Origin of the sequence: Thalassotalea litorea (genome assembly GCF_005843925.1) — a bacterium.
Lineage (GTDB): Bacteria > Pseudomonadota > Gammaproteobacteria > Enterobacterales > Alteromonadaceae > Thalassotalea_A > Thalassotalea_A litorea_A.
On record NZ_VCBC01000014.1, the window covers coordinates 1 to 20,758 of the forward strand.

18 protein-coding genes and 4 tRNA genes are annotated in these 20,758 nt (G+C 44.2%); 8 read left to right on the forward strand and 14 right to left on the reverse strand.

Going from position 1 to position 20,758, the window contains the following annotated elements; genetic code table 11:
- Positions 1-41: 41 nt before the first annotated feature.
- From FE810_RS13300 to FE810_RS13315, 4 genes are all read right to left on the reverse strand, one after another.
- Positions 42-117 (reverse strand) — tRNA-Val (locus tag FE810_RS13300).
- A 54-nt stretch (positions 118-171) separates the two neighbouring features.
- A tRNA-Val gene (locus FE810_RS13305) sits at positions 172-247 on the reverse strand.
- 33 nt (positions 248-280) lie between these two features.
- Positions 281-356: transfer RNA gene (locus FE810_RS13310), tRNA-Val, on the reverse strand.
- 33 nt (positions 357-389) lie between these two features.
- Positions 390-465, reverse strand: a tRNA-Val gene (locus FE810_RS13315).
- A 503-nt stretch (positions 466-968) separates the two neighbouring features.
- On the opposite strand from FE810_RS13315, the gene FE810_RS13320 reads away from it, so the two are divergent.
- The 3 genes from FE810_RS13320 to FE810_RS13330 all read left to right on the forward strand — a co-directional run bounded on the left by FE810_RS13320 (position 969) and on the right by FE810_RS13330 (position 2,372).
- Complete coding sequence (locus FE810_RS13320; protein WP_138320561.1) at positions 969-1,331, forward strand: DUF3718 domain-containing protein; 363 nt, start codon at positions 969-971, stop codon at positions 1,329-1,331.
- A gap of 185 nt (positions 1,332-1,516) precedes the next feature.
- Positions 1,517-2,011: an RNA-binding S4 domain-containing protein gene (locus FE810_RS13325; protein WP_246037059.1), complete on the forward strand. Its 495-nt coding sequence runs from the start codon at positions 1,517-1,519 to the stop codon at positions 2,009-2,011.
- A 157-nt stretch (positions 2,012-2,168) separates the two neighbouring features.
- On the forward strand, positions 2,169-2,372 hold the full coding sequence (locus FE810_RS13330) for a DUF1272 domain-containing protein (RefSeq protein ID WP_138320563.1): 204 nt from the start codon (positions 2,169-2,171) through the stop codon (positions 2,370-2,372).
- Between the two features lie 25 nt (positions 2,373-2,397).
- On the opposite strand, the gene FE810_RS13335 is transcribed toward FE810_RS13330, so the two are convergent.
- Both FE810_RS13335 and FE810_RS13340 read right to left on the reverse strand, forming a co-directional pair.
- Positions 2,398-2,880, reverse strand: coding sequence for a GNAT family N-acetyltransferase (locus tag FE810_RS13335; protein ID WP_138320564.1), 483 nt, complete (start codon positions 2,878-2,880; stop codon positions 2,398-2,400).
- 21 nt (positions 2,881-2,901) lie between these two features.
- Positions 2,902-4,050 carry an acyl-CoA dehydrogenase family protein gene (locus FE810_RS13340; protein ID WP_138320565.1) on the reverse strand — a complete coding sequence of 383 codons (1,149 nt, stop codon included), beginning with the start codon at positions 4,048-4,050 and terminating at the stop codon, positions 2,902-2,904.
- Between the two features lie 655 nt (positions 4,051-4,705).
- Here FE810_RS13340 and FE810_RS13345 point away from each other — a divergent pair.
- Together FE810_RS13345 and FE810_RS13350 are read left to right on the forward strand one after the other, a co-directional pair.
- Entirely contained in the window at positions 4,706-5,428 is a 723-nt protein-coding gene (locus FE810_RS13345; RefSeq protein ID WP_138320566.1) for a CoA transferase subunit A, read from the forward strand.
- Between the two features lie 2 nt (positions 5,429-5,430).
- Positions 5,431-6,087 (forward strand): 3-oxoacid CoA-transferase subunit B, encoded by a 657-nt coding sequence (locus FE810_RS13350; protein WP_138320567.1) that lies wholly within the window; start codon positions 5,431-5,433, stop codon positions 6,085-6,087.
- Between the two features lie 67 nt (positions 6,088-6,154).
- On the opposite strand, the gene FE810_RS13355 is transcribed toward FE810_RS13350, so the two are convergent.
- From FE810_RS13355 to FE810_RS13380, 6 genes are all read right to left on the reverse strand, one after another.
- Entirely contained in the window at positions 6,155-8,032 is a 1,878-nt protein-coding gene (locus FE810_RS13355) for a DUF3604 domain-containing protein (protein WP_171022363.1), read from the reverse strand.
- A 137-nt stretch (positions 8,033-8,169) separates the two neighbouring features.
- Complete coding sequence (locus FE810_RS13360; protein WP_138320569.1) at positions 8,170-9,162, reverse strand: glutathione S-transferase family protein; 993 nt, start codon at positions 9,160-9,162, stop codon at positions 8,170-8,172.
- Between the two features lie 208 nt (positions 9,163-9,370).
- The gene (locus FE810_RS13365) at positions 9,371-10,354 is read right to left on the reverse strand and encodes a glucosaminidase domain-containing protein (protein ID WP_138320570.1); all 984 of its coding nucleotides are present in this window, start codon (positions 10,352-10,354) and stop codon (positions 9,371-9,373) included.
- A gap of 163 nt (positions 10,355-10,517) precedes the next feature.
- Positions 10,518-10,730 carry a hypothetical protein gene (locus FE810_RS13370; protein WP_138320571.1) on the reverse strand — a complete coding sequence of 71 codons (213 nt, stop codon included), beginning with the start codon at positions 10,728-10,730 and terminating at the stop codon, positions 10,518-10,520.
- A 259-nt stretch (positions 10,731-10,989) separates the two neighbouring features.
- Positions 10,990-12,285 (reverse strand): glycosyltransferase family protein, encoded by a 1,296-nt coding sequence (locus tag FE810_RS13375; RefSeq protein WP_138320572.1) that lies wholly within the window; start codon positions 12,283-12,285, stop codon positions 10,990-10,992.
- Positions 12,286-12,329: 44 nt separating this feature from the next.
- Positions 12,330-12,902, reverse strand: coding sequence for a MiaE family protein (locus tag FE810_RS13380; RefSeq protein ID WP_138320573.1), 573 nt, complete (start codon positions 12,900-12,902; stop codon positions 12,330-12,332).
- A gap of 279 nt (positions 12,903-13,181) precedes the next feature.
- On the opposite strand from FE810_RS13380, the gene FE810_RS13385 reads away from it, so the two are divergent.
- From FE810_RS13385 to FE810_RS13395, 3 genes are all read left to right on the forward strand, one after another.
- Positions 13,182-13,907, forward strand: a complete 726-nt coding sequence (locus FE810_RS13385) for an SIR2 family NAD-dependent protein deacylase (protein ID WP_138320574.1) — start codon at positions 13,182-13,184, stop codon at positions 13,905-13,907.
- Positions 13,908-14,211: 304 nt separating this feature from the next.
- Positions 14,212-15,936, forward strand: a complete 1,725-nt coding sequence (locus FE810_RS13390; RefSeq protein WP_138320575.1) for a CRTAC1 family protein — start codon at positions 14,212-14,214, stop codon at positions 15,934-15,936.
- A gap of 171 nt (positions 15,937-16,107) precedes the next feature.
- The gene (locus FE810_RS13395; protein WP_138320576.1) at positions 16,108-18,216 is read left to right on the forward strand and encodes a M13 family metallopeptidase; all 2,109 of its coding nucleotides are present in this window, start codon (positions 16,108-16,110) and stop codon (positions 18,214-18,216) included.
- A gap of 78 nt (positions 18,217-18,294) precedes the next feature.
- Here FE810_RS13395 and FE810_RS13400 read toward each other — a convergent pair whose 3' ends face one another.
- Positions 18,295-20,232: an alpha/beta hydrolase family protein gene (locus FE810_RS13400; protein WP_138320577.1), complete on the reverse strand. Its 1,938-nt coding sequence runs from the start codon at positions 20,230-20,232 to the stop codon at positions 18,295-18,297.
- A 284-nt stretch (positions 20,233-20,516) separates the two neighbouring features.
- The gene (locus tag FE810_RS13405) at positions 20,517-20,741 is read right to left on the reverse strand and encodes a hypothetical protein (RefSeq protein ID WP_138320578.1); all 225 of its coding nucleotides are present in this window, start codon (positions 20,739-20,741) and stop codon (positions 20,517-20,519) included.
- Positions 20,742-20,758 lie beyond the last annotated feature (17 nt).

The window sequence follows — 20,758 nt, forward strand, 5'->3', positions numbered from 1 at the left end:
GATCGAATTGAATTGAATTGAGTTGAATTGATTTAAGTTTATGGTGGACGGTACTGGGCTCGAACCAGTGACCCCCGCCTTGTAAGGGCGGTGCTCTCCCAACTGAGCTAACCGTCCAGGGAGAAACAGCGTTAAGAAACCTTAAGCTTTTTTTGATTCATCAAAAAATGATGGTGGACGGTACTGGGCTCGAACCAGTGACCCTCGCCTTGTAAGGGCGATGCTCTCCCAACTGAGCTAACCGTCCATTTAAGACTTTCACAGACAGACCATAAAATGATGGTGGACGGTACTGGGCTCGAACCAGTGACCCTCGCCTTGTAAGGGCGATGCTCTCCCAACTGAGCTAACCGTCCATTTAAGACTTTCACAGACAGACCATAAAATGATGGTGGACGGTACTGGGCTCGAACCAGTGACCCTCGCCTTGTAAGGGCGATGCTCTCCCAACTGAGCTAACCGTCCGTCTGTGTGGTTGCGTATTATAGGGATCGGCAAAAAGCTGTCAACACAAACTTTAAATAATTTCAGAAAAACCGTTTGTTTGCCGAAATTTAAAGCAATTAAAGATAACCTTATCGTAATTCGACAATTTGCCTGGCATTGATTGCCAAATTTCCGAAAAAATTGAGCCATTCAACCGCCACCTATTTCTGCAAAAATTTTCTTTTGGATGCCCTTTTGCGGACAAAACCACGAAGAAAGTCGTAATAAAGTGTGGGTGAATGTAAAAGAGTATTTGTCATAGCCTACCCTGCACAACTAAAGCTTCGGTCAAAAAACCAACAAACACAGCATATTGCACTGATTTATAAGTTAGAGCACGTAACTTCACCATGAAATAACTTGTTACATCCCGTCAAATTTCATTAGCAACTAAATCGCGTTCTTGTGCCATCTATATAGGTGTTACCCATTAACAAATTCTTTACAACAAGTTGCACAAGAAGCAACTAAGGAAGATAACCATGAAAACTTTAAACGTTATTGCAACAACAGGTCTTATCGCTTCATTAGCCGCATTCAGTGTGAATGCTCAAGGTGCCTACAGCAGTTATATGGAAACCGCATTGGTTGATACCTGTAAAGCGGCCATGTCAGACAGCACGTACAAGCTTCGTCAGACATTAGGCGAATATAACCTGAAGGCGAAAACCGTTGCTCTTGGTTTGGTTTGTAATGGTGAAGACGTGATCACATTCGCAACGAATCGAGGCGCAAACAACACCGCCGATTACATGAATGAGAAACTTGATGGCGCAAGCATCACCGATTTGGCGGCAACTGAACAGGTGACATACGAAGTAACTTTCGAAGACGCACCTGAGTAAAATCGACACCTTGGCTTAACATCGAATGTATTATCGACTAATGCCTTTCAGTCGATAATAGCCCCCTTTCTCCCAGGGGGGCGCCCTATTCAAATGGATGTAATATGATTCGGTGGTTTCGATAGCATAGAGGCCTATGGTAAACTTGGACGATTAACCCTGTTTACTGTGAAATTGGAATCGATTTGTCTGAACCAGAATTTATAGAGCTTGATGAAAGTGATATCAACACGATTGACGTTTATGTCGAGCCATTAGAGCTGTATAAGCTGCTAAAGATCGCCAATTTGGTCGGTGGCGGCGGTGAAGCGAAAATGTTAATCGCCGATGGTCACGTTGGCGTGAACGGTGAATTGTGTCAACAAAAACGCAAAAAGATCTATCAAGGTGATCTGGTCGAATTCAATGGCGAGTTTATGCAAATCCGTCTTGTCGACGCGCCGCAAAAACCGGCCTTCAATGCCACTGACGCAAGTGATATCGAAACAGAGGAACTTGCTTTGACCAAGCAAGCAAAGCCAGAAAGTCGGAAATCTTCACCAACCAACAAGCGCAAAGCCAAAGCGGGTAAATCTGTGAACTCGGGCAAAGCGAAAAAAGCGGGTAAACCTGATTCAAACAAAAAGTCGGATTCAGAAACCAATGGTCGAGGCTCCGGACGTCGTTCTATTTCGTTTTAAAGTGACGGCGACTCAGGTGAGCCTACCACCGCTGACACGTTATCCATTATGCGACCTTTCTAACAAAACTACACCATAAACAATGGGATAGTTAATGATGGACTTTGCATCTTAGCTTCGTTAACTTAAAGGTTCGCAGATTCTCGGGGAGTTGCTCATGTTAGAAATGAAATCACAATGTGAATCTTGTCAGGCGGCAACCGGACCTACTGACATCGCGTATATTTGTTCATATGAATGCACCTTCTGTAAAGATTGCACTTCGACCAAAGCATTCACTTGTCCGAATTGCGGTGGTGAGTTAGTCCCTCGCCCGACTCGAGAACCCAAGCCATCCGATGTTGTCAAAGCGTCACTTTAGAAAACTTTTTGACTGATAACTGAGATCAGAGCGCTTTTTCCCAAAATTCCGCATTACCCAATTGTGGGTCTAATTCATAGCCAGAAAAGCCAAAATTGATGTAACTTTGTTTCGCGACTTGATTGCCCTGCAACACTTCCAACGTGAGTTTACAACACCCTTTTTGTATGGCGATTTGTTCCACTTCTGCGAGTAGTTTGTGGCTTAATTTTTGACCACGGAACTCAGGCAATACGCCCATATCATGGATGTTCAGCAATGGTTTGGCTTTAAAGGTTGAGAAACCGAAAACGCAGTTACAGATAGCTGCGGGCTTATTATCTATATAGGCTAATAAAGTCACAACCCCAGGTTGCTCTGCAAGTTTTGCGCACAGGTTTTCTTTTACATAGTCTGTTAACGGTTCATTGCCACCCATCGGATCTTCGGCATAGGCATTTAATAACATGATTAAATCTTTACAATGGGTTGGATTATTATAATCGGCGACAATAATTTCAACAGCCATAGGTTATCCTTTTTATTTGTGTTAGCTCAATAATTCACGGGCAATGATCACGCGTTGGATTTCGCTGGTGCCCTCATAGATGGAAGTAATTCGCACATCGCGGGCCAATCGTTCTAATGGGTACTCTTTGATGTAACCTGCACCACCTAGCATTTGCAAAGCATCATAACAGGCTTTATTGGCTTTTTCGCTGGCAAAAAGCTTTGCCATAGACGCCTGAGTCGCAAAACTCAGCCCCTGTTCTTTTAAACTTGCCGCTTGCATCAATAACATTCGTGCCGCTTCCATTTCTGTATATCGGTCAGCCAGCATCCACTGCAGCCCCTGAAACTTGGCCAGCGGTTGATCGAATTGGCGACGGTCCTGAATGAACTCTTTGGCATAATCAAGTGCGGCAAGACCGACCCCTAATGCCAGCGAGCCAATACCGATACGGCCACCGGCTAACTCCGATACAGCAATGGCGTAACCTTTATTTTCCTTACCAAGCATATTACTGGCTGGCACCCGACAATTTTCAAAATGCACTTCATTGGTGGGCGATGCCTTTTGTCCCATTTTGTCTTCCGGCTTGCTGATGTTGATACCCAGAGTATCGGCATCCACGAGAAAGCAGGAAATACCCTTACCTTTTGCCGCGGCGCTATCCGTTACGGCCCAGACCACAAAAACGCCGGCGATTGAACCACTGGTGATATAAATTTTGCTACCGTTTAACAGGTAGTCATCACCGTCTTTTACCGCTGTCGTTTTCATCCCTGCGGGATCCGAACCTGCGCAAGGCTCTGTTAAACAAAACCCACCGGCTAAAAACTCACCACTGCAAATTTTTGGCAGATAGGTCTGTTTTTGTGCATCCGTCCCTACCGCTTGTATTACTTCTGCCACCATATTGGTTACCGATGTCGTTACAGCGGTTGCCGCACACGCTTTGGCAAGTTCGGTGATCGCCAGCGAAAATGCAACAGTACCGGCCTCAACACCACCATACTCGGCATCAATGTTTAACCCCATAAACCCTAAGTCGGCCAACTTTGCCAAATTCGCATTAAAGAGATCGGCATCGGGTTTTGCATCGAGTTGTGCCGCTACTGGCGCGAGTTCAGATTCGGCAAACTTTTTCGCCATATCCTGGATCATTTGTTGTTCTTCACTGAGGTAAATTTTCACTGAGCATTGCCTTTACGTTGTTTGTTCGCTGCTTTTTAATGTTAGTCCAACGATATTTAATGGACGAAACCTTACACCCGTTCCGCGATAGACTCCATTACTGTGCGGATAATGACGCGCGCACAGTGTATGTAAAAATGAACAAACGGGTGCTGATGCAAAGGAGCTAATGCGAGAATTTTATCCATCAGCAGGGAGACAAACGATGCGAACAGCACATCGTTAAGCTGACAATCGCCGCAAACAACGCGGCGCTATGCTGACGACGCAGAGGTTCAATGAATTGTTTTCTGCTTCGCTGACTATTCGGATTCAAACATCCGAATAGTAAAAGCAACTCAGTCTCCTTCACCGAAAATAAGCTCCCTCGATAACTGCTCCTCGATAACTGCTCCTGCGTTATTCTACCTGCGCACATCCATGATCATAACTTTCCACTCCTCCCTGTTCTTTACTCTTCCTTGTAAACAAAATTTTCCGCGAAACCACGCAAAGATTGAACGGTCGACAAGCATTTCATTGAGTTCACCTGGCCTTTGCGCCATTATCGACAGCAAATCTTCGGGATAGTTGAACTTATACCAATGACATCAACGTCCCAAATAACCACACCCAAATAACGACACCCAAATCATTGGGGGAAACAGGAGTTTTTATGGCAGGTTTCAACAAGGTCGTAAATTCTTATCAGGAAGCTTTAGCAGGCCTGGAAGATAATATGACGTTAATTGTCGGCGGCTTTGGCTTATGCGGCAACCCAGAAAACCTTATTAAAGAAATCAAGCGTATTGGCACGACGGGACTTACCGTTGTATCGAATAATTGTGGCACCACAGAGCATGGCTTAGGCATTTTGTTGTTCGATAAACAAATCAAAAAAATGGTTGCATCCTATGTCGGCGAAAATGATAACTTTGAACAGCAAATGATGAGTGGCGAGTTAGACGTTGAATTGACACCACAGGGTACCTTAGCGGAAAAAATGCGCGCTGGCGGCGCTGGTATTCCTGCGTTTTATACTGCCACAGGTTATGGTACGCCAGTTGCTGAAGGCAAGGAAGTGCGAGAGTTTAATGGCAAGAAATATATTCTTGAAGAGTCTGTCACCGGCGACTTTGCGCTGGTTAAAGCCTATAAAGCGGATACTTTTGGAAACCTTGTTTTTCGAAAGACCGCCCGCAACTTCAACCCACTCGCGGCGACTGCGGGTAAAATTACCGTTGTGGAAGTAGAGCATATCGTTGAACCTGGGGAGCTTGATCCCGATGAAATTCACTTAAGTGGTATCTATGTCGACCGCTTAATCAAAGGCAATTTTGAAAAGGTGATCGAACAGCGCACCATAACCGAAGCTAAAAACCCAAAGCAAGGAGCATAATCATGGCGTTATCAAGAGAACAAATTGCCCAGCGCGTTGCTCAGGAGTTACAAGACGGTTATTACGTCAATTTAGGCATCGGAATTCCGACTCTGGTTGCCAATTATGTGCCTGCAGGCATTGAAGTGATGCTGCAATCAGAAAATGGTTTATTAGGTATGGGACTATTTCCAACCGAAGACGAAGTGGATGCCGATTTAATTAATGCCGGTAAGCAAACCGTTACCATGGCCGCTGGCGCATCGCTATTTGATAGTGCCGAATCGTTTGCCATGATCCGCGGTGGCCATGTGGATTTGACTGTATTGGGGGCATTTGAAGTGGATGTCGAAGGCAACATTGCCTCTTACATGATCCCGGGTAAGTTAATCAAAGGGATGGGGGGAGCGATGGACTTAGTGGCAGGCGCTGATAATATTATCGTCACCATGACCCACGCTTCGAAACACGGAGTATCCAAGCTTCTGAACCAGTGCACGCTACCATTAACCGGTAAAGGATGTATCAAAAAGGTATTGACCGACTTGGCATTCATTGAAATAAAAAACGGTAAATTTCACCTGCTTGAGCGAGCGCCGGGTGTTAGTGTCGATGAGATCGTAAAGCTTACCGAAGGCGAGTTAGTGGTCAATGGCGACGTGCCTGAAATGACGTTTTAGTCACGTTCTTGAAAAATATAAAACGGCTTATAACACAAGCCGTTTTTCGTCTGTTTAGCCCCGAAACTTACTGAGCTTTGTACCAAATCGGACTGCTCCAGCCTCTTTCCTGTATGGTTACCGGCAGATCGTCTCTTGGTTTTTGTCCAAGTGCAATGGCATCTAACGTAGACCATCTCGGAGTCGGGATTTCCAGCACGCGCAGATAGTAAAAGGCGTGTTGCGATGCGTCGAATTCAGGGTCTTTCCAGGTCAGTAAAAATGCACTCGCGCCAATATCATTAGTGTATTTTCCTGTTGCTAGATCAACCGTCGACTCAAGCATTTGAGAACCGTCCGTGCGATCATCGGATAATGCCACATCAAAGATCTTTTCCTGCACATTGCCGTCACTGTCCACCCAACCTTTAATGATTTGTGCCCTATCCAGATTCGCACCATCGGCTTCTTTCAGTGCCTGGATGATAAATACCGGCGAACTATCCGAACTGCCCGTCAATTCACTGCCCATATGAACGCCTTTGTCATAAGCCATCGTTACCCAGTCATCACGATTGAGAATGTCTTCGTCATAATCAAAGGATGCAAATATTCTGACTTTAACTCGAGTACCTGAAGTACCAAAAGTTTCTTTGTTTTGCATGGCGTTAAAAATAGCATCCCGGGTATTTTCTTTCGCCCATACACCTGCCAGGCCGCCAGAACCAAATTCCCGGATTTGTTGGTTTGATGCTTCTTCATACCCTGATATTCCGTTTAACCTATGCTCAGGATTGAATTCTCCTGCGAATTTTCCGGTATAGTTATCTTCTTCTACAGATGAGGCTGAATTATGAGTGTCAGAATCACCAATAATCCCGTATTGAAATGGGTTACCCTGGTTATTCATTTCAAATTTCAAACCATCAAGATAGGCCTGCCTTAAGTAACTTCCTTGCCGTTTAGTCGGACGCTCGGTAATCGCCGAAAGCGTGTAATCCCACAACTCAAAGTCGGCAAATTCATCATTGGGTGATAAATCAGGATGGGTATCCGATGAACCTTTGATTTGGGTAATCTCATACAAAGGTTCGTTCATAATGCGATTGTCTGAATACTCTTTGGTGATTTCATTGCCATAGGAATCGGTCAATGCGAACATCATGCCATCGCTGGCATTACCGTTATGGGGCACAGCTAACAGAGTTGCGCCATTTTCACGAGCAGTATTCATGTATTTCCACAAATCTTCGGGTTTGTCAGAATCCAGCGTTGAAAACGGCAATTCAGGAATATTCTCTCGACCATTAAATATGACCACTCGATGCAGGTTTCGGTTACTCGGCGCCGAGGTCCACTCAAAAGCGGCAAATGTGGTGAAATTTCCTGGATCATTGTGCATCTCTGCGGTTTCGATAATTTCCTGCCACATGGTTTTTGCCATTTTTGGATCATTTAATTGTGGATCAGATTTGCCTTTATTCATGTCATCCAAAACTTTCGCAAACGCTTTAAAGGCAACTGCGGGATCGTCAGAGGTGATTTCCTTAGCTATGTCCAACTGACTCACCGGGCTGTCCGGGTCTTCCATACTGACAAAAACACCCATGTATTCCGCATGATCAGAAACGGCATACCAATCCAGAGGTTGTTTAATTTTCATCATCCCACCTTCTTTATTGGCTTGGATCTCTTCGCCTTTGGCCCAGCGATACGCATCATCCGGTGCTGTCACACTGCCATTGGTGTAGCCGTCAAATGACCAGGATGTATGGACATGAAGGTTGCCAAAATACGCTTGTTTATCTGAGGTTAGCGATTCATTGGAATCGTCCTTAACCGGTGCCGGGGCGACTTGGTTATCCGATTTAGATGAAGAGACTGAGTCAGGATCGGATTGTTGACCGCAGGCAAAAAGAATCAGGGCAGCAGATACTGCCAAAGCAAGAGGGGCATGTTTTCGCATTAGATCTCCAGAATTAACCATCGATAAACGATATCGTTAACTAGCTAAATAGATGATTCGACAAGTATAGAAGATAAAAAAGATCCAACAATGCGCAAGGGCTCAGGTAATGGCTATCACTAGCTTCCTTATATTGACTAACCTCGACAATGGGGTTGGGTGAAATCCACAATCGGGCCTTGAGGTACCACGCCCGTCGGGTTAATCATATCGTGGCTCTGATAGTAGTGCCGTTTTATGTGCGTCATATTTACCGTGGGCGCCACTCCCGGCACTTGATACAACTCCCGTAAATAACCGCTTAAGTTTGGATAATCGTCGATACGTCGCAAATTACATTTAAAGTGACCGACATAAACCGCATCGAAACGAACTAACGTGGTGAACAGCCGCCAGTCTGCTTCGGTGATCGAATCACCTACCAGATAACGTTGTTTTCCTAAGCGTTGTTCCAGGCTATCCAATGCCACGAATAATTCCTGCACCGCTTCATCATAAGCTTGCTGAGTGGTCGCAAATCCCGCTCGGTATACACCATTATTGATATTGCGATAAACAAAATCATTGATGGTATCGATCTCTTCTTGCAATGGCTCTGGGTAAAAATCCCAGGGTCTGGCGCCAAGGTGATCAAATGCGACATTAAGCATACGGATAATTTCAGACGATTCATTCGATACAATGGCCTTGGTCTTTTTATCCCATAAAACCGGCACCGTAACTCTACCGGTATATTGAGGGTCGGCCATGGTATATACCTGATGTAGGAATTCCTGGTGATTTATCTCATCCTCAACGTTAACCCAATCCGGATGATCGGAATGTTCTATCGGGGTAAAGGTCCAGCCATTTTCTTGCATAAGATAATGCACCACGGAAACGGAAATCATTCCTTCCAATGCTTTTAATTTGCGAAATATCAAGGTTCGATGTGCCCAAGGGCACGCTAGAGAAACATAGAGATGATAACGGTTAGGCTCCGCTTTAAATCCTTTTTGGCCATTGGGTCCGGGGCTCCCATCGGCGGTTAACCAGTGACGAAACGAAGACGCTTTGCGTTCAAATTTCCCGCCGCTTGCTTTGGTATCGTACCATTGATCCTGCCACTGGCCTTCGACTAATAAACCCATAATATTGTTCCTAAAAATCTGTAAAGGTTAACTTGATTTGATTAAGTTTAATTTGAATAAATTTGATCTCGTTAAACGTGAGGCGTTTAACGATGCGTTTATATCCGCAACCGTTAAACATCACTTTACAGGAATTGATCAGAACAAAAATTAGAAATATTCGACCGCATTAATCGAATCAGTAGAATCTTACGGTCGTTAACTCAAATTAGCGACCGACTTGAGCGATAGCGAACGCTACTGGCATATTGGCTAAATAAGCCTGATCGAAATATTGCAGCGCATTATAGGTAATCAAACCACGAATACTGCGGGTATACGCCTCGCCACGTTCGGAGTATTCGGTCAGATTATCAACGAGATCCAGACCTGCAATTACTTGATTAGAAGCTCGCAAATGATGCCTTTGTGTTCGGAACTGCTGATACGCACCAACCGTATTAAGGTTTAACATGTAAGCCTGAACGGATTCGAGCGGCGTGCTAAATCGTGCCAGACCATAATTTCCCAATTCCTTGCGTTGTTGTTTCGGTATCATGCCATTTCCGGAATAGTCCCACTGACCAAAATACGCATGCCCTTCGAGGGTAAATCTAGAGGTTGCCCAACCGCTTTCTTCTGCGGCTTGCGCCAGCGCCAATGACGGTGGAATAATATCGACACGCGCCATTAACCGTTGTTTTTGTGATTCACTGATATTCGCACGACTACCCGCAATGACCTGATATTTCACTGCTAGCTCAATCAATTTCGGATCCGATAAACTTGCAGACTCAATAAATTGACGCTCTTGTAATATCGCTTCATTTGACATCAAAATGAGTGGCATCATGAGTTTATAAAAAAGAGATTTTTTGACACTGACCGGTAATTTTCGCGTATCCGCTATCCAAGATGGTGCGAGTTTGGAAAACGTGATCCTCGGAACCGCCTGATTATTGTGATGCCAGTTTACTGGGTGGTAATCGAGCAATTCATAAAGGGCGAACAAGTCATCGATTGTCGCGGTTTCAATCACCACAGAATTCGGTGCAAGCACTTGTTCCGTAACAATATCGGCTCGTTGTTGAAGTGGCGTCAGCTGGGTGCTTGCGGATGCATTGACAGATACCATAAGCGCCAGTAACGCAGGAAAAACGATAAAAGAGAGTAAGCGCCCAACCGGGGGAAATAAATAGCGTGATCCTTGCATTTGTTATTATCTCAATCAAAACTGGGTTTTTTATTGAGTATAGACGCTATTTTAAAAAGTACTTTTTAACCGCTGTTTTCATTCATTATTTTATACAAATGTTCAATAGTGTGTACCTTAAGAATCAATATTTGTCTGAAATTCGAAGACTGCCCCCTCCCCTTTATTCCAATTTAAAATATCGGTAGCCTTGCCGATATAGCTGACAGGCCATCAGCAGATCACCTTCAAATTCCAATCGCTTCGCACGTTTAAATAACTCTTCCATAAACAGCAAATTGCCCGCATTGGCCTGTTGAATAACCTGGTTATCGTCAAACTTCGCCAGCCATTGTCGGTGATTTTGTTGAGATAAATACGAGATATAGGATGCCACTTTGATTCTCCGTTGCTTGCGTGTTCGTATCTAAATCGACCATAACGGAATCTGTATCCGAGATCCTATTGCTGACGAGATGAAATATGATCAATGATGAAAGAACAAAGATGAATGGTGATAGCGAAAAGGAGAAGGATAAAGCTTGCCTGCGCAAACAAGTATTTAAGTTATCCGTTTAAGAATACCTTTTTGCATTTTGGCTGCACAATGACGGAATTTAGCGCGCGATATCCCATGTATTCGGAAATTTTAAAAACTAAACCGTCGTAAAGTGTGGATTGTTTAATGCTTGTTGCAGTGGAATATCCGGTAAACCGTTATCCCGAAGGGCGTGAATAAATTTCAATGTTTTAAAGGCATCAAACCAGACCCTAAGTTGCCGGTTCACTTGAGCGCTCGAAATTGATTGTGCCCCAAGTTTATCAAGAAAGTCAGCAAAACCGATATCCGCCAAGGAGCGGCTACAAACCGCTGATAAATCTTGCAACGCTATCGCTAACTCCTCGAGGTTTCCAGCGCTTGTATTCATTGCGTCAAGTAGCTGTTTTAACTCTACAAATACTTGCGGTTGATAGTAGCAATAATCTTGTTTGTTTTGTTGCAAATTGATGATTTTCTCTACCGCAGGACCGGTGCCAAATGGCACTCTATCTGATACTCGGGCATCGATTTTTATTTGCACACTTTGTTCATTTTTTATCTTACCGAGCTTGGCAATCTTGTTAAGCAGGTAAAAATCTTCTCCGGCAGCGCGTTTGGGAAACCCGCGCACTTTGACATAGGCATCGGCGCAAAAAGCCAAAATACTACCAATGGTGAAAAAGTTATAGGGACTACCGGCGTAGCTCAACCCCGCCACATAATAGCGCATCGACAGTTCATAAAGGTGTGTCGCTGCGCCCTCTTGTTGATGCTCTATGGAATCCACCGCTTGATGATAAAAGCCAAACACCAAAGCTCTGGTATCGTCACTAATGTTGGCAAGCGTAGAGAAATAATTTTCTGGTAAATGGGCGTCGGCGTCAGTGGAGTAGACCCAGGGCGATTGGATCTGTTTTTGGCTGATTAATTGGCATGCGAGATCCGCCGCAATCTTCCGTGCCAGACCTACCCCTTGTTTATGTGGGATCGGCTGAGTAAAGCGATCAACAACTAATACAAAACTGCCACTTTTTAGCTGCAATAGAGACAAGTTTTCACACTGCCAGATGCGATCCCCGATATGATCAATTTTCTCGAACAGTTGCCGTTGCGGTTCGATATCCATGTCGGTATCTGGTTGATTAATTACGACAATTAAAAGTTTATCCTGTTGAGATTCGGTCACAATATTAAACCGATGACAAAATTCTGCTGACTCTTTATAGGCCGGCAGTATTACAACCTGCGCAAAGACTAACGTCTGAGGAAAGGATGCTAATCGCGTCACTTCCGGCTCTGCAAAATTTGCCAGATATTTGCTAAACGTTTTGTCGATAGCCAGATTATCTCTCCTTGCCTGTACGCCTATTGGGTATTCAATAACAGACGAAATCCAATTTAACTTGCGCACTTCATAAATCCGCGAGTTAACGGGTTAATATTAATGGCTAGCCGTTAATGCAAGGCCGCTCTAAATGGTAATTTTGAGCAAATACCCGCTTCAAAGTCGAGCACTTCTTCAAGTCGTTGATAAACCATTTCTTCTTCGAAATACTCGAGAGCCAGCTCAACAAACAAGTTTTTATGTTTTTCTTCTGATTTAGCAATCGCCACATAAAATTCTTTCTCTTTGCCCTCTGGCAATGCTTGAGCAATCAGAGAAAAACGCTCATGACCACGGGCTTCAATAACGCCGGCAACCAACAAACGATCAAGGAAAAACACATCAGAGCCACGACGGAACAAGGTGCGAATTTCATTAATGTAAGGGTCTTTTTGATCGTTACCTAAGGTTACATCACGTTTTTGAAGCAGTTTTAACACTTGCTTAAAGTGGATCATTTCCTCAATCGCTAAATCCGTCATCGCCCGTACGAGGTTTTTACGATCAGGGTAATGGGACAACATCGACATCGCCATACCCGATGCTTTCTTCTCGGCTGCAGCGTGATCTTGTAAAAATGCGTCAAAATCTTCCAGGGCAACTTGTGCCCACTCTGGTGGAGTCTGGTATTTTAATTCAAACATGGATTGCGTAGTTACCATTAAAACGAGTGGTTAAAATTGCGCTTATTCTATAGTTTCTCTAACTCTTGCGCCATAGAGAGTTACAGAAAACCTACCTGGCATATGTGGATAGGCGACACTGAACGGTAATGAGCGATAATGAAAACCAAAATCTAATTTATTCGCACCCTTGGCAATCGTCTTTATTCCGTCGCAAAGTATTTAAATACTTTGTATTTGCGAACCGCGCAAATTCAAGGTAGCGTGCTTTTATTGTTGTTTGTGATCAGGAGCAATTTAATGGATGAAACTTTATACATAACCGGTGCGGGCGTCAGTAGTGAAAGTGGTATTCCTACATTTCGCGGTGAAGACGGGTTCTGGACCATAGGCAGTGAAAATTATACACCGCAGGAAATGGCAACTCGTGCCATGTATCAAACCAATCCGGTGGAGTTTTTAACCTGGTATTATCATCGATTTGCCAGCTACCGCCATCATGGGCCTAACGACGTACACCACTGGCTTACAGATAAAAACCTGATCACCCAAAATATCGATGGCCTGGACGGTAAAGCTGGCAATCAGGACTATATCGCCATTCATGGACGATTGGACCAAATGACCTTGTTTCACGAGCAAGGCCCTGTCGTCGACACGTATATGACGCCCTGGGAAGAAGTCGACCCAAACAATGTTCAAGCGTCGCTGTTAAACATTTTTAACATCGATCCCAGTTCAAAACTTCCACAGTTAGATCATTCTTTTAAACCCTTTGTATTGCTGTTTGATGAGTTTTATACCGATTTATATCGCATCGGAGAAGCACAACAACGCATGCAGGATGCCGAGCGAATGGTGTTTATGGGAACCTCCTTTAGTGTCAACATTACCCAAATGGCATTAAGAGCTGCGATTAATAATCGAATACCTATCGAAATTGTCGATCCAAGCCCGGTAGAAATTCCTTACCAGCATGTTTCCTATTTCAAAATGAAGGCTAGCGATTACATAAAACAAAGATAATTACACTAAAATGTCAGCCATTACATTTTGTCGCAATCAATAACAAGCTATTGCCAGACAAAACACTTTTAGTGGCAAGTTTTACAGGGTGAAAACAGCTTTTACTAAGCTTGAGAGGTATGATTATCAGCGTTAACTTTTCATAAGTTTTCTCCCTTAAATACTAGATTTTAACCCCGCGCCATGCGGGGTTTGTTTTTTCTAATAACTGCGTTTCTGTCTATCCCACAAAAATCCTGGTTGCATAGCAAATCCCAGAGCCTTTGCTATGCTCAATTTAGCCTAAATAAAAAACAACAAGTCTATGAAACTACTCACAAAGCTGATTACTGTCGGATTTTGCTGCGTCACCATCACCCTATTTACCTTTTCTGAACGTTTATATTCAAAAGCGTACCCAATCATGGCTGCACTCAATGTAAACCAGTCTGGTAACCTGCGCTTTGAATTAGCGGATGATAGTGAAAATCAAACAAAGGCGATTATTACCCAATGGCATGACAATGAAAAAAAGCGGCAGGGTGGAAAATTTCAATCTCACGGTTGGTGGCCCTGGGGGGTGAATGGTTTCGACTATGACAATGATGGTGACATCGATTTGTACCTGTCCCATCATGGTAAGCCTGGTGGTAAAATTTTGGTCAATCAACTGCAAGAAAGCAATAAGCTTACGTTTATCGATTTAAAGCAAATCAACCCATCGCTACCCTACTTACCCGGTGCCGACGACAAGCCTAAATTTTTCGATTTTGACGGCGATGGCTGGCTCGATATCGCCGGTTTATCTGATGAAAGCAAGCCCGAGTACCTGTTTAACCAACAAGGCGATGGGTTTCTCGGTCGTGGCAAAGGCTTCACCCTAAGACCTTTATCCAAACCGCTGGATATCGTTGATATCAACTTTGATGGTTACCTCGACCTCGACGGTGGCGTTAAAGGTGTCTGGATATATCAACCACAAACAAAGTCATTCAACCGAGACGAGCCAATCACGACAACGGAACCGCCAGGGCTTGAAGAAAAGTACCAAAACCTGACGGAAAAACACAAAGCGATGCGCAAGAAAAATCGTTTTTTCAGAGCCAAGTACCATCAATACTTTCCCACCCATCAGCATGGTTTAAGCCCAAATCTTATCGATCTAAATTTTGATGGTCTCGGCGATATTATTATCGCGGGATCTGCCAGTTATGGTGGCGACAAGATAGGGCATTATCTATTGCAAAACGACAAAGGTCAGTATCATGGTGCCAATAAAACATTAGGACTGCCAGAAGATGCGGTGCCCATTTATTACGGCGACATTAATAATGATCACCTTGATGACTTATTGGTAATTGGCGACAGTAAAAGTGGATGGTATTTGAACTCTTTAAACGGATTCAAATATCACTCAACCGGCATGGATGCGTTTTTTAAAAAACGTGCACCCTACTTATTGCGCGCCTATCCAGTCGATTTCGATGGTGATTCCGATCCCGATTTTGTGATGAATAACCCCAGATTAAAAATCACCGAAGTATATGAGAACCTGGGGGATGGAAACTTCAGTCGAGTATTATTCAGTAAATCCTGGAGTGCCAACCCTGTATATATCGCCGACATCGATAATGATGGCGATAACGACTTAATTCTCGGTGGCAACAATAGCGAAAGCGACACACGACTGTCGATTTTTATCAATGAAAGTAAAATGGACGGCAATCAGGTCACGGTTTACCCCAGGTATAAAATTCCTAATATTTATGCAGCAGGCTCCCTGATTAAGCTTTATATCACAGACAAAGAAGAGAATAAAAAACGTACCCTGCTGGCAAAATCCCGCTGGAACGGAGAACCTGTGACCTTTCATATTGGCAGTGCCGAGCAGGTCAATATTGAGATCAGTTATCCTGACAATAAAAAAACCCGATTTGACGGCCTCGCGGCAAATCAAACGTACACACTTCACTACAACGGGCAAGTGGAAGGTGGCTATCAAGCCGCCACCTTTAAATCTGGTGCGAAGTCTCAGCAAGCGCGCCCATAATATCAAGATAAATGGTACCGATGTAAACCTACTGCAACTGCCCTACCCCTGACCCTACCGATTTATTCGCCTATTTTAATGGCTTGACTGTACACGATTGTCGTTGAAAGATATCCTACCATTGACAGAATTATCGGCGGGGTAAAACTCGCAATAAAATGAGAACGAACAATGAAAATAAAACTGATCGCATCAGCTTTGGCTACAGTATTTGTAGCCGGGTGTGGACAACCTAAGCCACAACAACAAACACAACCACAAGAACAAGAACAAACACAAGAACTACCCCAGGAAACAACACAAGAAACTGCGCAACAAGATCAGCCAGAGCTAGGTAGCTTTGGTGTTGATTTGAGTGCTCGCAACGAGAGCGTGAAACCAGGTGATGATTTCTTTATGTATGCCAGCGGCACCTGGTACGACAATTTTGAAATGCCAGCAGATAAGACCCGTTACGGCGCATTCTCTCTGTTAGCGGAGCGCAGTGACGACCAGGTAAAAGCCATTATCGATGATATCGCTGCTCGCGAAGACCTGAATGCTGAAGAACAGTTAATTGCCGATTTCTACAACTCGTTTATGGATGTAGAAACCCTTAATGCGCTGGGTATAAAGCCTATCGAGCCTCTGCTGACTGATATCTCTGCTATTGAGAATACCGACCAACTTACCAAAGTGTTTGGTAAGTCCTGGCTAAATGGTGTAAGCGCTCCTATCGGTGGAGGTATGTGGTTTAACCGCCTTGATCCAAACGAGTATCAAATGTCGGTTGGCGCCAGTGGTTTGGGTCTTCCGGATCGTTCTTACTATCTGGAAGAATCTGAGCGTTTTGAAAAAACTCGCCAGGCTTATGTTGCGCACATTGCCGAGATGCTTGCTTTTGCCGGTACAGACAAAGCAACCGAGCGCGCTGAAGCGATTCTTGCTCTGGAAACGAAAATTGCCGAAGGTCACTGGCCTCGGGAAAAGCGTCGTAACCGCGACTTAACCTTAAACCAAATCGAACGTTCGGAATTAGCCAAAGAGTATCCTGGCTTTAAATGGGATGTTTTCTTTGCTGAAACGGGTTATCAGGTACCACACCTAAACGTAAGCCAACCTGAGCCAATCAAGGCGATGATTGAGCTAGTTAACAATGAAGATTTAGCGGTATGGAAAGATTATCTGACTTACCACGCAATTAGCGGCAATGCCTCGCTTTTATCTGAAGACATTTATAACACTAACTTCGCGTTTTATGGCACCCATTTAAGTGGTCAGCAACAGCCTCGTGATCGCTGGAAGCGTGCTATCAGCCAAATGTCTGGTACAACATCCCTTGGCTTTGCGATTGGTAAAGTATACGTAGACCGTCATTTCCCAGAATCTTCCAAAGAGCAGATGTCAGAGCTGGTTGAAAACCTACGCACCGCCCTTGGTCAGCGTATCGACAACCTGGATTGGATGGGAGAGGAAACCAAGGTTAATGCCCGTGCAAAACTCGCCGCCTTCGTTCCTAAAATCGGTTATCCGGATGTATGGCAGTCTTTTGACGGCGTTGAGCTGAGCAATAACGATTTAATGGGTAATGTTACCAACCTGCGTGAATTCTTCCGTGCTGACAGCGCGTCTAAAGAATTACAGAAAACTGACCGCAATCGTTGGGGCATGACGCCACAACGCGTTAACGCCTACTACAATGCGTCTTTCAATGAGATTGTATTCCCTGCTGCAATTCTACAACCACCATTTTTCGATCCAAATGCCGATCCTGCCGTTAACTATGGCGGTATTGGTGCCGTAATCGGTCACGAGATGGGTCATGGGTTTGACGATCAGGGTTCAAAATCTGACGCTAACGGTATCCAGCGTAACTGGTGGACTGAATCGGATCGCGCCGCATTTGAAGCGAAAGCCGATAAACTGGCTGAGCAATATAGCCAGTACGAGCCAATTGAAGGTAACTTTGTAAATGGTCGTAACAGCTTAGGCGAAAACATCGGTGATGTTGGTGGCCTGGCAATGGCTTATCATGCTTATAAATTAAGCCTGAATGGCGAAGAAGCACCAATTATCGATGGCCTTACTGGTGATCAACGTTTCTTCCTGGCCTGGGCTCAGGTTTGGAAAGAAAAGCGCACCGAGCAAAGCATGCTAAACCAGCTTCGTGCCGGTACTCACGCGCCGGGTCGTTACCGTTCTCTGGCACCAAGAAACCACGATGCCTGGTACGAAGCGTTTAATGTTCAGGAAGGTGACAAACTTTACCTTAAGCCTGAAGAGCGGGTTCGTATCTGGTAAATCCATGCCACTTTAAACCACAGGTTTAGATACAAAAAAGGGTCAGTTTCACACTGACCCTTTTATTTTTTCGGTTAGTTAAAGCTGGTTCGCTGAATTTTTCAGGTAACGGTCAAGGAATCTGGCATAGGCATCGGATGCTGTGATGCGGTTTGCCCTTTTCCTAAATCCATGGCCTTCATCTTCAAACAACACGTATTCAACTGGCACATTGTTGGCTTTGATTGCAGCAACCATTTCATCGCTTTCCACTTGGAGAACCCGCGGATCATTGGCCCCCTGAACCACTAATACTGGCTTTTTGATATTTTTTGCATGAAATAGCGGTGAAATTTTGCGATGACGCTCTGCATCCGTTGCCGGGTCGCCCATTTCATCATACAGAGCTTGCTTAAACGCTTCCCACCAAGGTGGAATGCTATTTAAGGTACGAACCCAGTTGGTAACACCAAAAATATTGATACCTACTTCAAACTCATCAGTAAACGCCATACCCGCCATGGTCATATAACCACCGTAGCTGCCACCAATAATACCGATACGTGAACTATCTACCCAATCCAGAGTTTGCAGGTGTTTTTTCCCATAGACAATATCCTGCAAGTCCCCTTCCCCATGATTTTTGTCATCCAAATGGAAAAAGGTTTTACCATAGCCGGAAGAGCCACGGTTATTTACTGCAAAAATGGCATAGCCATTGTTGACCAAGTGCTGAATTGCGGCGCGGTAGCCTGTGCGCGACTGGCCACCCGGACCACCATGAACCCACACCAACGCAGGCACCTTGTTCTCACTACTGGCTTGTTTTGGCTTATACAACAGTCCAGGAATTTCTAGGTCATCAAAGCTTTTAAAGCGCACCACTTCACTCATCACTAAATCATCTGATGACATCGCAGGATTCAATGTTTCTGTTAACTTAACGACGTTGTCCTCACCCAAAGTATGGGTATACAGGTTTGAGGGCGAATTATCGGCATTGATGTAAAATACCATTTTGCTCGAGTCGTTAGAAAAATTGACGCCACGTAAGTCACCTGGCGGTAGTTCTGGTAGCTGCACACTTTGTTTGGTTTCACTGTTCAGGATTGTCAGTTTGGTTTGCGCATCATCATTAACGCCAATAACCGTATATTTTCCATCTTTGGAAAAATATACAAAGCTTACATCCCAGTCGGTTTCATAGAATAACTCTGATTCACCAGAAGATAGCTCATAAGCCCAGGCCTGATTAAATTCACTGTGCTCATTGGTGGCAAAAATCAATTTGCTCGAATCCGGGTTAAACCCATAGCTAAAGTATTCGATATTACCTTCATGAGGGGTTACATGAATAGGAGCGGCGTCTTCACGAGTCAAATCAATTAAATATAAGTCAGAATCTGCACCTGATACCGCCTTGGTCAGGCTTAACCAGCGACCATCTTTGGAAACATCACCAATGGATAGCATATCGTCGTTTTGGAAGATCAGTTCTCGTTGATAATCTTTCGAAGAATAACGATAAAGATCGAATGCCTTAGGGTCACGTTCGTTGCTGTAAGCAAAAAAGTCACCACTATCGCTCCAACCTAAAAAGCCCGCTTTTAAGTTTTCACCTGGGGTTAAATCTTTTACTTCGCCACTCACTTCCTGCACATAGAGATGGTTCAGTTCATCACCACCGTTATCTGCGGTATAGATAAAGCGATTATCTTCTGGAAACCAACTAACACCATAAACCGTATCTTTGTCCGATTTCGTTAATTGCTCAGGCTCTGAACCATCCAGAGGGTAGCGATAAGCGTTAAATACACCCGTTTCGTCATTAGACGCCAATACAGCAGTGCCATCATGATTAATGGATGAGCCAAAAACCGTGGTTGTTGCGAAGAACTCTTCCGCGGTGAAGGTTTTTACTTCCGCCTGCGTTGTTGCGGGTGCTGGTGCTTCTGGCTTTGATGTTTCAGGAGCCTTGCCACATGCAGATAGCATTAGCATCGCTGCCACGCTGAGTACACCGGTTTTGATAGACATATCATTCCCTTTCATTATTGGTTTATCGTCAGTTTTTCTAATGCTGAGCCCGAAAAACTTGGTGAAATTTTGCTCAATAGCACTAACATAGCGCGAAAACTTGTTAGAAAACAAGAGGCAGGAAATCTCACGGCTTGCTACAAGAAGGCTTCGGAAGTAAGAAATAAACCGAGTATTGGTAACTTAAACACCAATGTTCACAAAGAAACTCAAAGCCAAACTAAATATCAAGGGGTCAGAGTTGTTGAAAATCAACAACTCTGACCCCTTGATATTTAGTGAGATTAGCCAACTTGAATGGAATCGTTGCTGAGATATTCTCTCAGAGTATCTTTTTTCACTTTGCCAACAAATACAAACTGGCGCCAGCATGTCCCAACATTAGATTTAAAATCCAACAAGGTTCCTAAAAGCCCTAATAGGTAAACTTTGATCAGCCAGACATAACTGAATAACAGCGTTACACCTGATGATTTTCTAACTTTACCGTTTCGCCAATACTTCAACATACAAACTACTTAAATGT

Coding starts and splice junctions, on each gene's coding strand:
- FE810_RS13320 (WP_138320561.1), top strand. CDS start 969: ATGAAAACTTTAAACGTTATTGCAACAACAGGTCTTATCGCTTCATTA.
- FE810_RS13330 (WP_138320563.1), top strand. CDS start 2,169: ATGTTAGAAATGAAATCACAATGTGAATCTTGTCAGGCGGCAACCGGA.
- FE810_RS13335 (WP_138320564.1), bottom strand. CDS start 2,880: ATGGCTGTTGAAATTATTGTCGCCGATTATAATAATCCAACCCATTGT.
- FE810_RS13345 (WP_138320566.1), top strand. CDS start 4,706: ATGGCAGGTTTCAACAAGGTCGTAAATTCTTATCAGGAAGCTTTAGCA.
- FE810_RS13350 (WP_138320567.1), top strand. CDS start 5,431: ATGGCGTTATCAAGAGAACAAATTGCCCAGCGCGTTGCTCAGGAGTTA.
- FE810_RS13355 (WP_171022363.1), bottom strand. CDS start 8,032: ATGCGAAAACATGCCCCTCTTGCTTTGGCAGTATCTGCTGCCCTGATT.
- FE810_RS13360 (WP_138320569.1), bottom strand. CDS start 9,162: ATGGGTTTATTAGTCGAAGGCCAGTGGCAGGATCAATGGTACGATACC.
- FE810_RS13365 (WP_138320570.1), bottom strand. CDS start 10,354: ATGCAAGGATCACGCTATTTATTTCCCCCGGTTGGGCGCTTACTCTCT.
- FE810_RS13380 (WP_138320573.1), bottom strand. CDS start 12,902: ATGTTTGAATTAAAATACCAGACTCCACCAGAGTGGGCACAAGTTGCC.
- FE810_RS13385 (WP_138320574.1), top strand. CDS start 13,182: ATGGATGAAACTTTATACATAACCGGTGCGGGCGTCAGTAGTGAAAGT.
- FE810_RS13390 (WP_138320575.1), top strand. CDS start 14,212: ATGAAACTACTCACAAAGCTGATTACTGTCGGATTTTGCTGCGTCACC.
- FE810_RS13395 (WP_138320576.1), top strand. CDS start 16,108: ATGAAAATAAAACTGATCGCATCAGCTTTGGCTACAGTATTTGTAGCC.
- FE810_RS13400 (WP_138320577.1), bottom strand. CDS start 20,232: ATGTCTATCAAAACCGGTGTACTCAGCGTGGCAGCGATGCTAATGCTA.
- FE810_RS13405 (WP_138320578.1), bottom strand. CDS start 20,741: ATGTTGAAGTATTGGCGAAACGGTAAAGTTAGAAAATCATCAGGTGTA.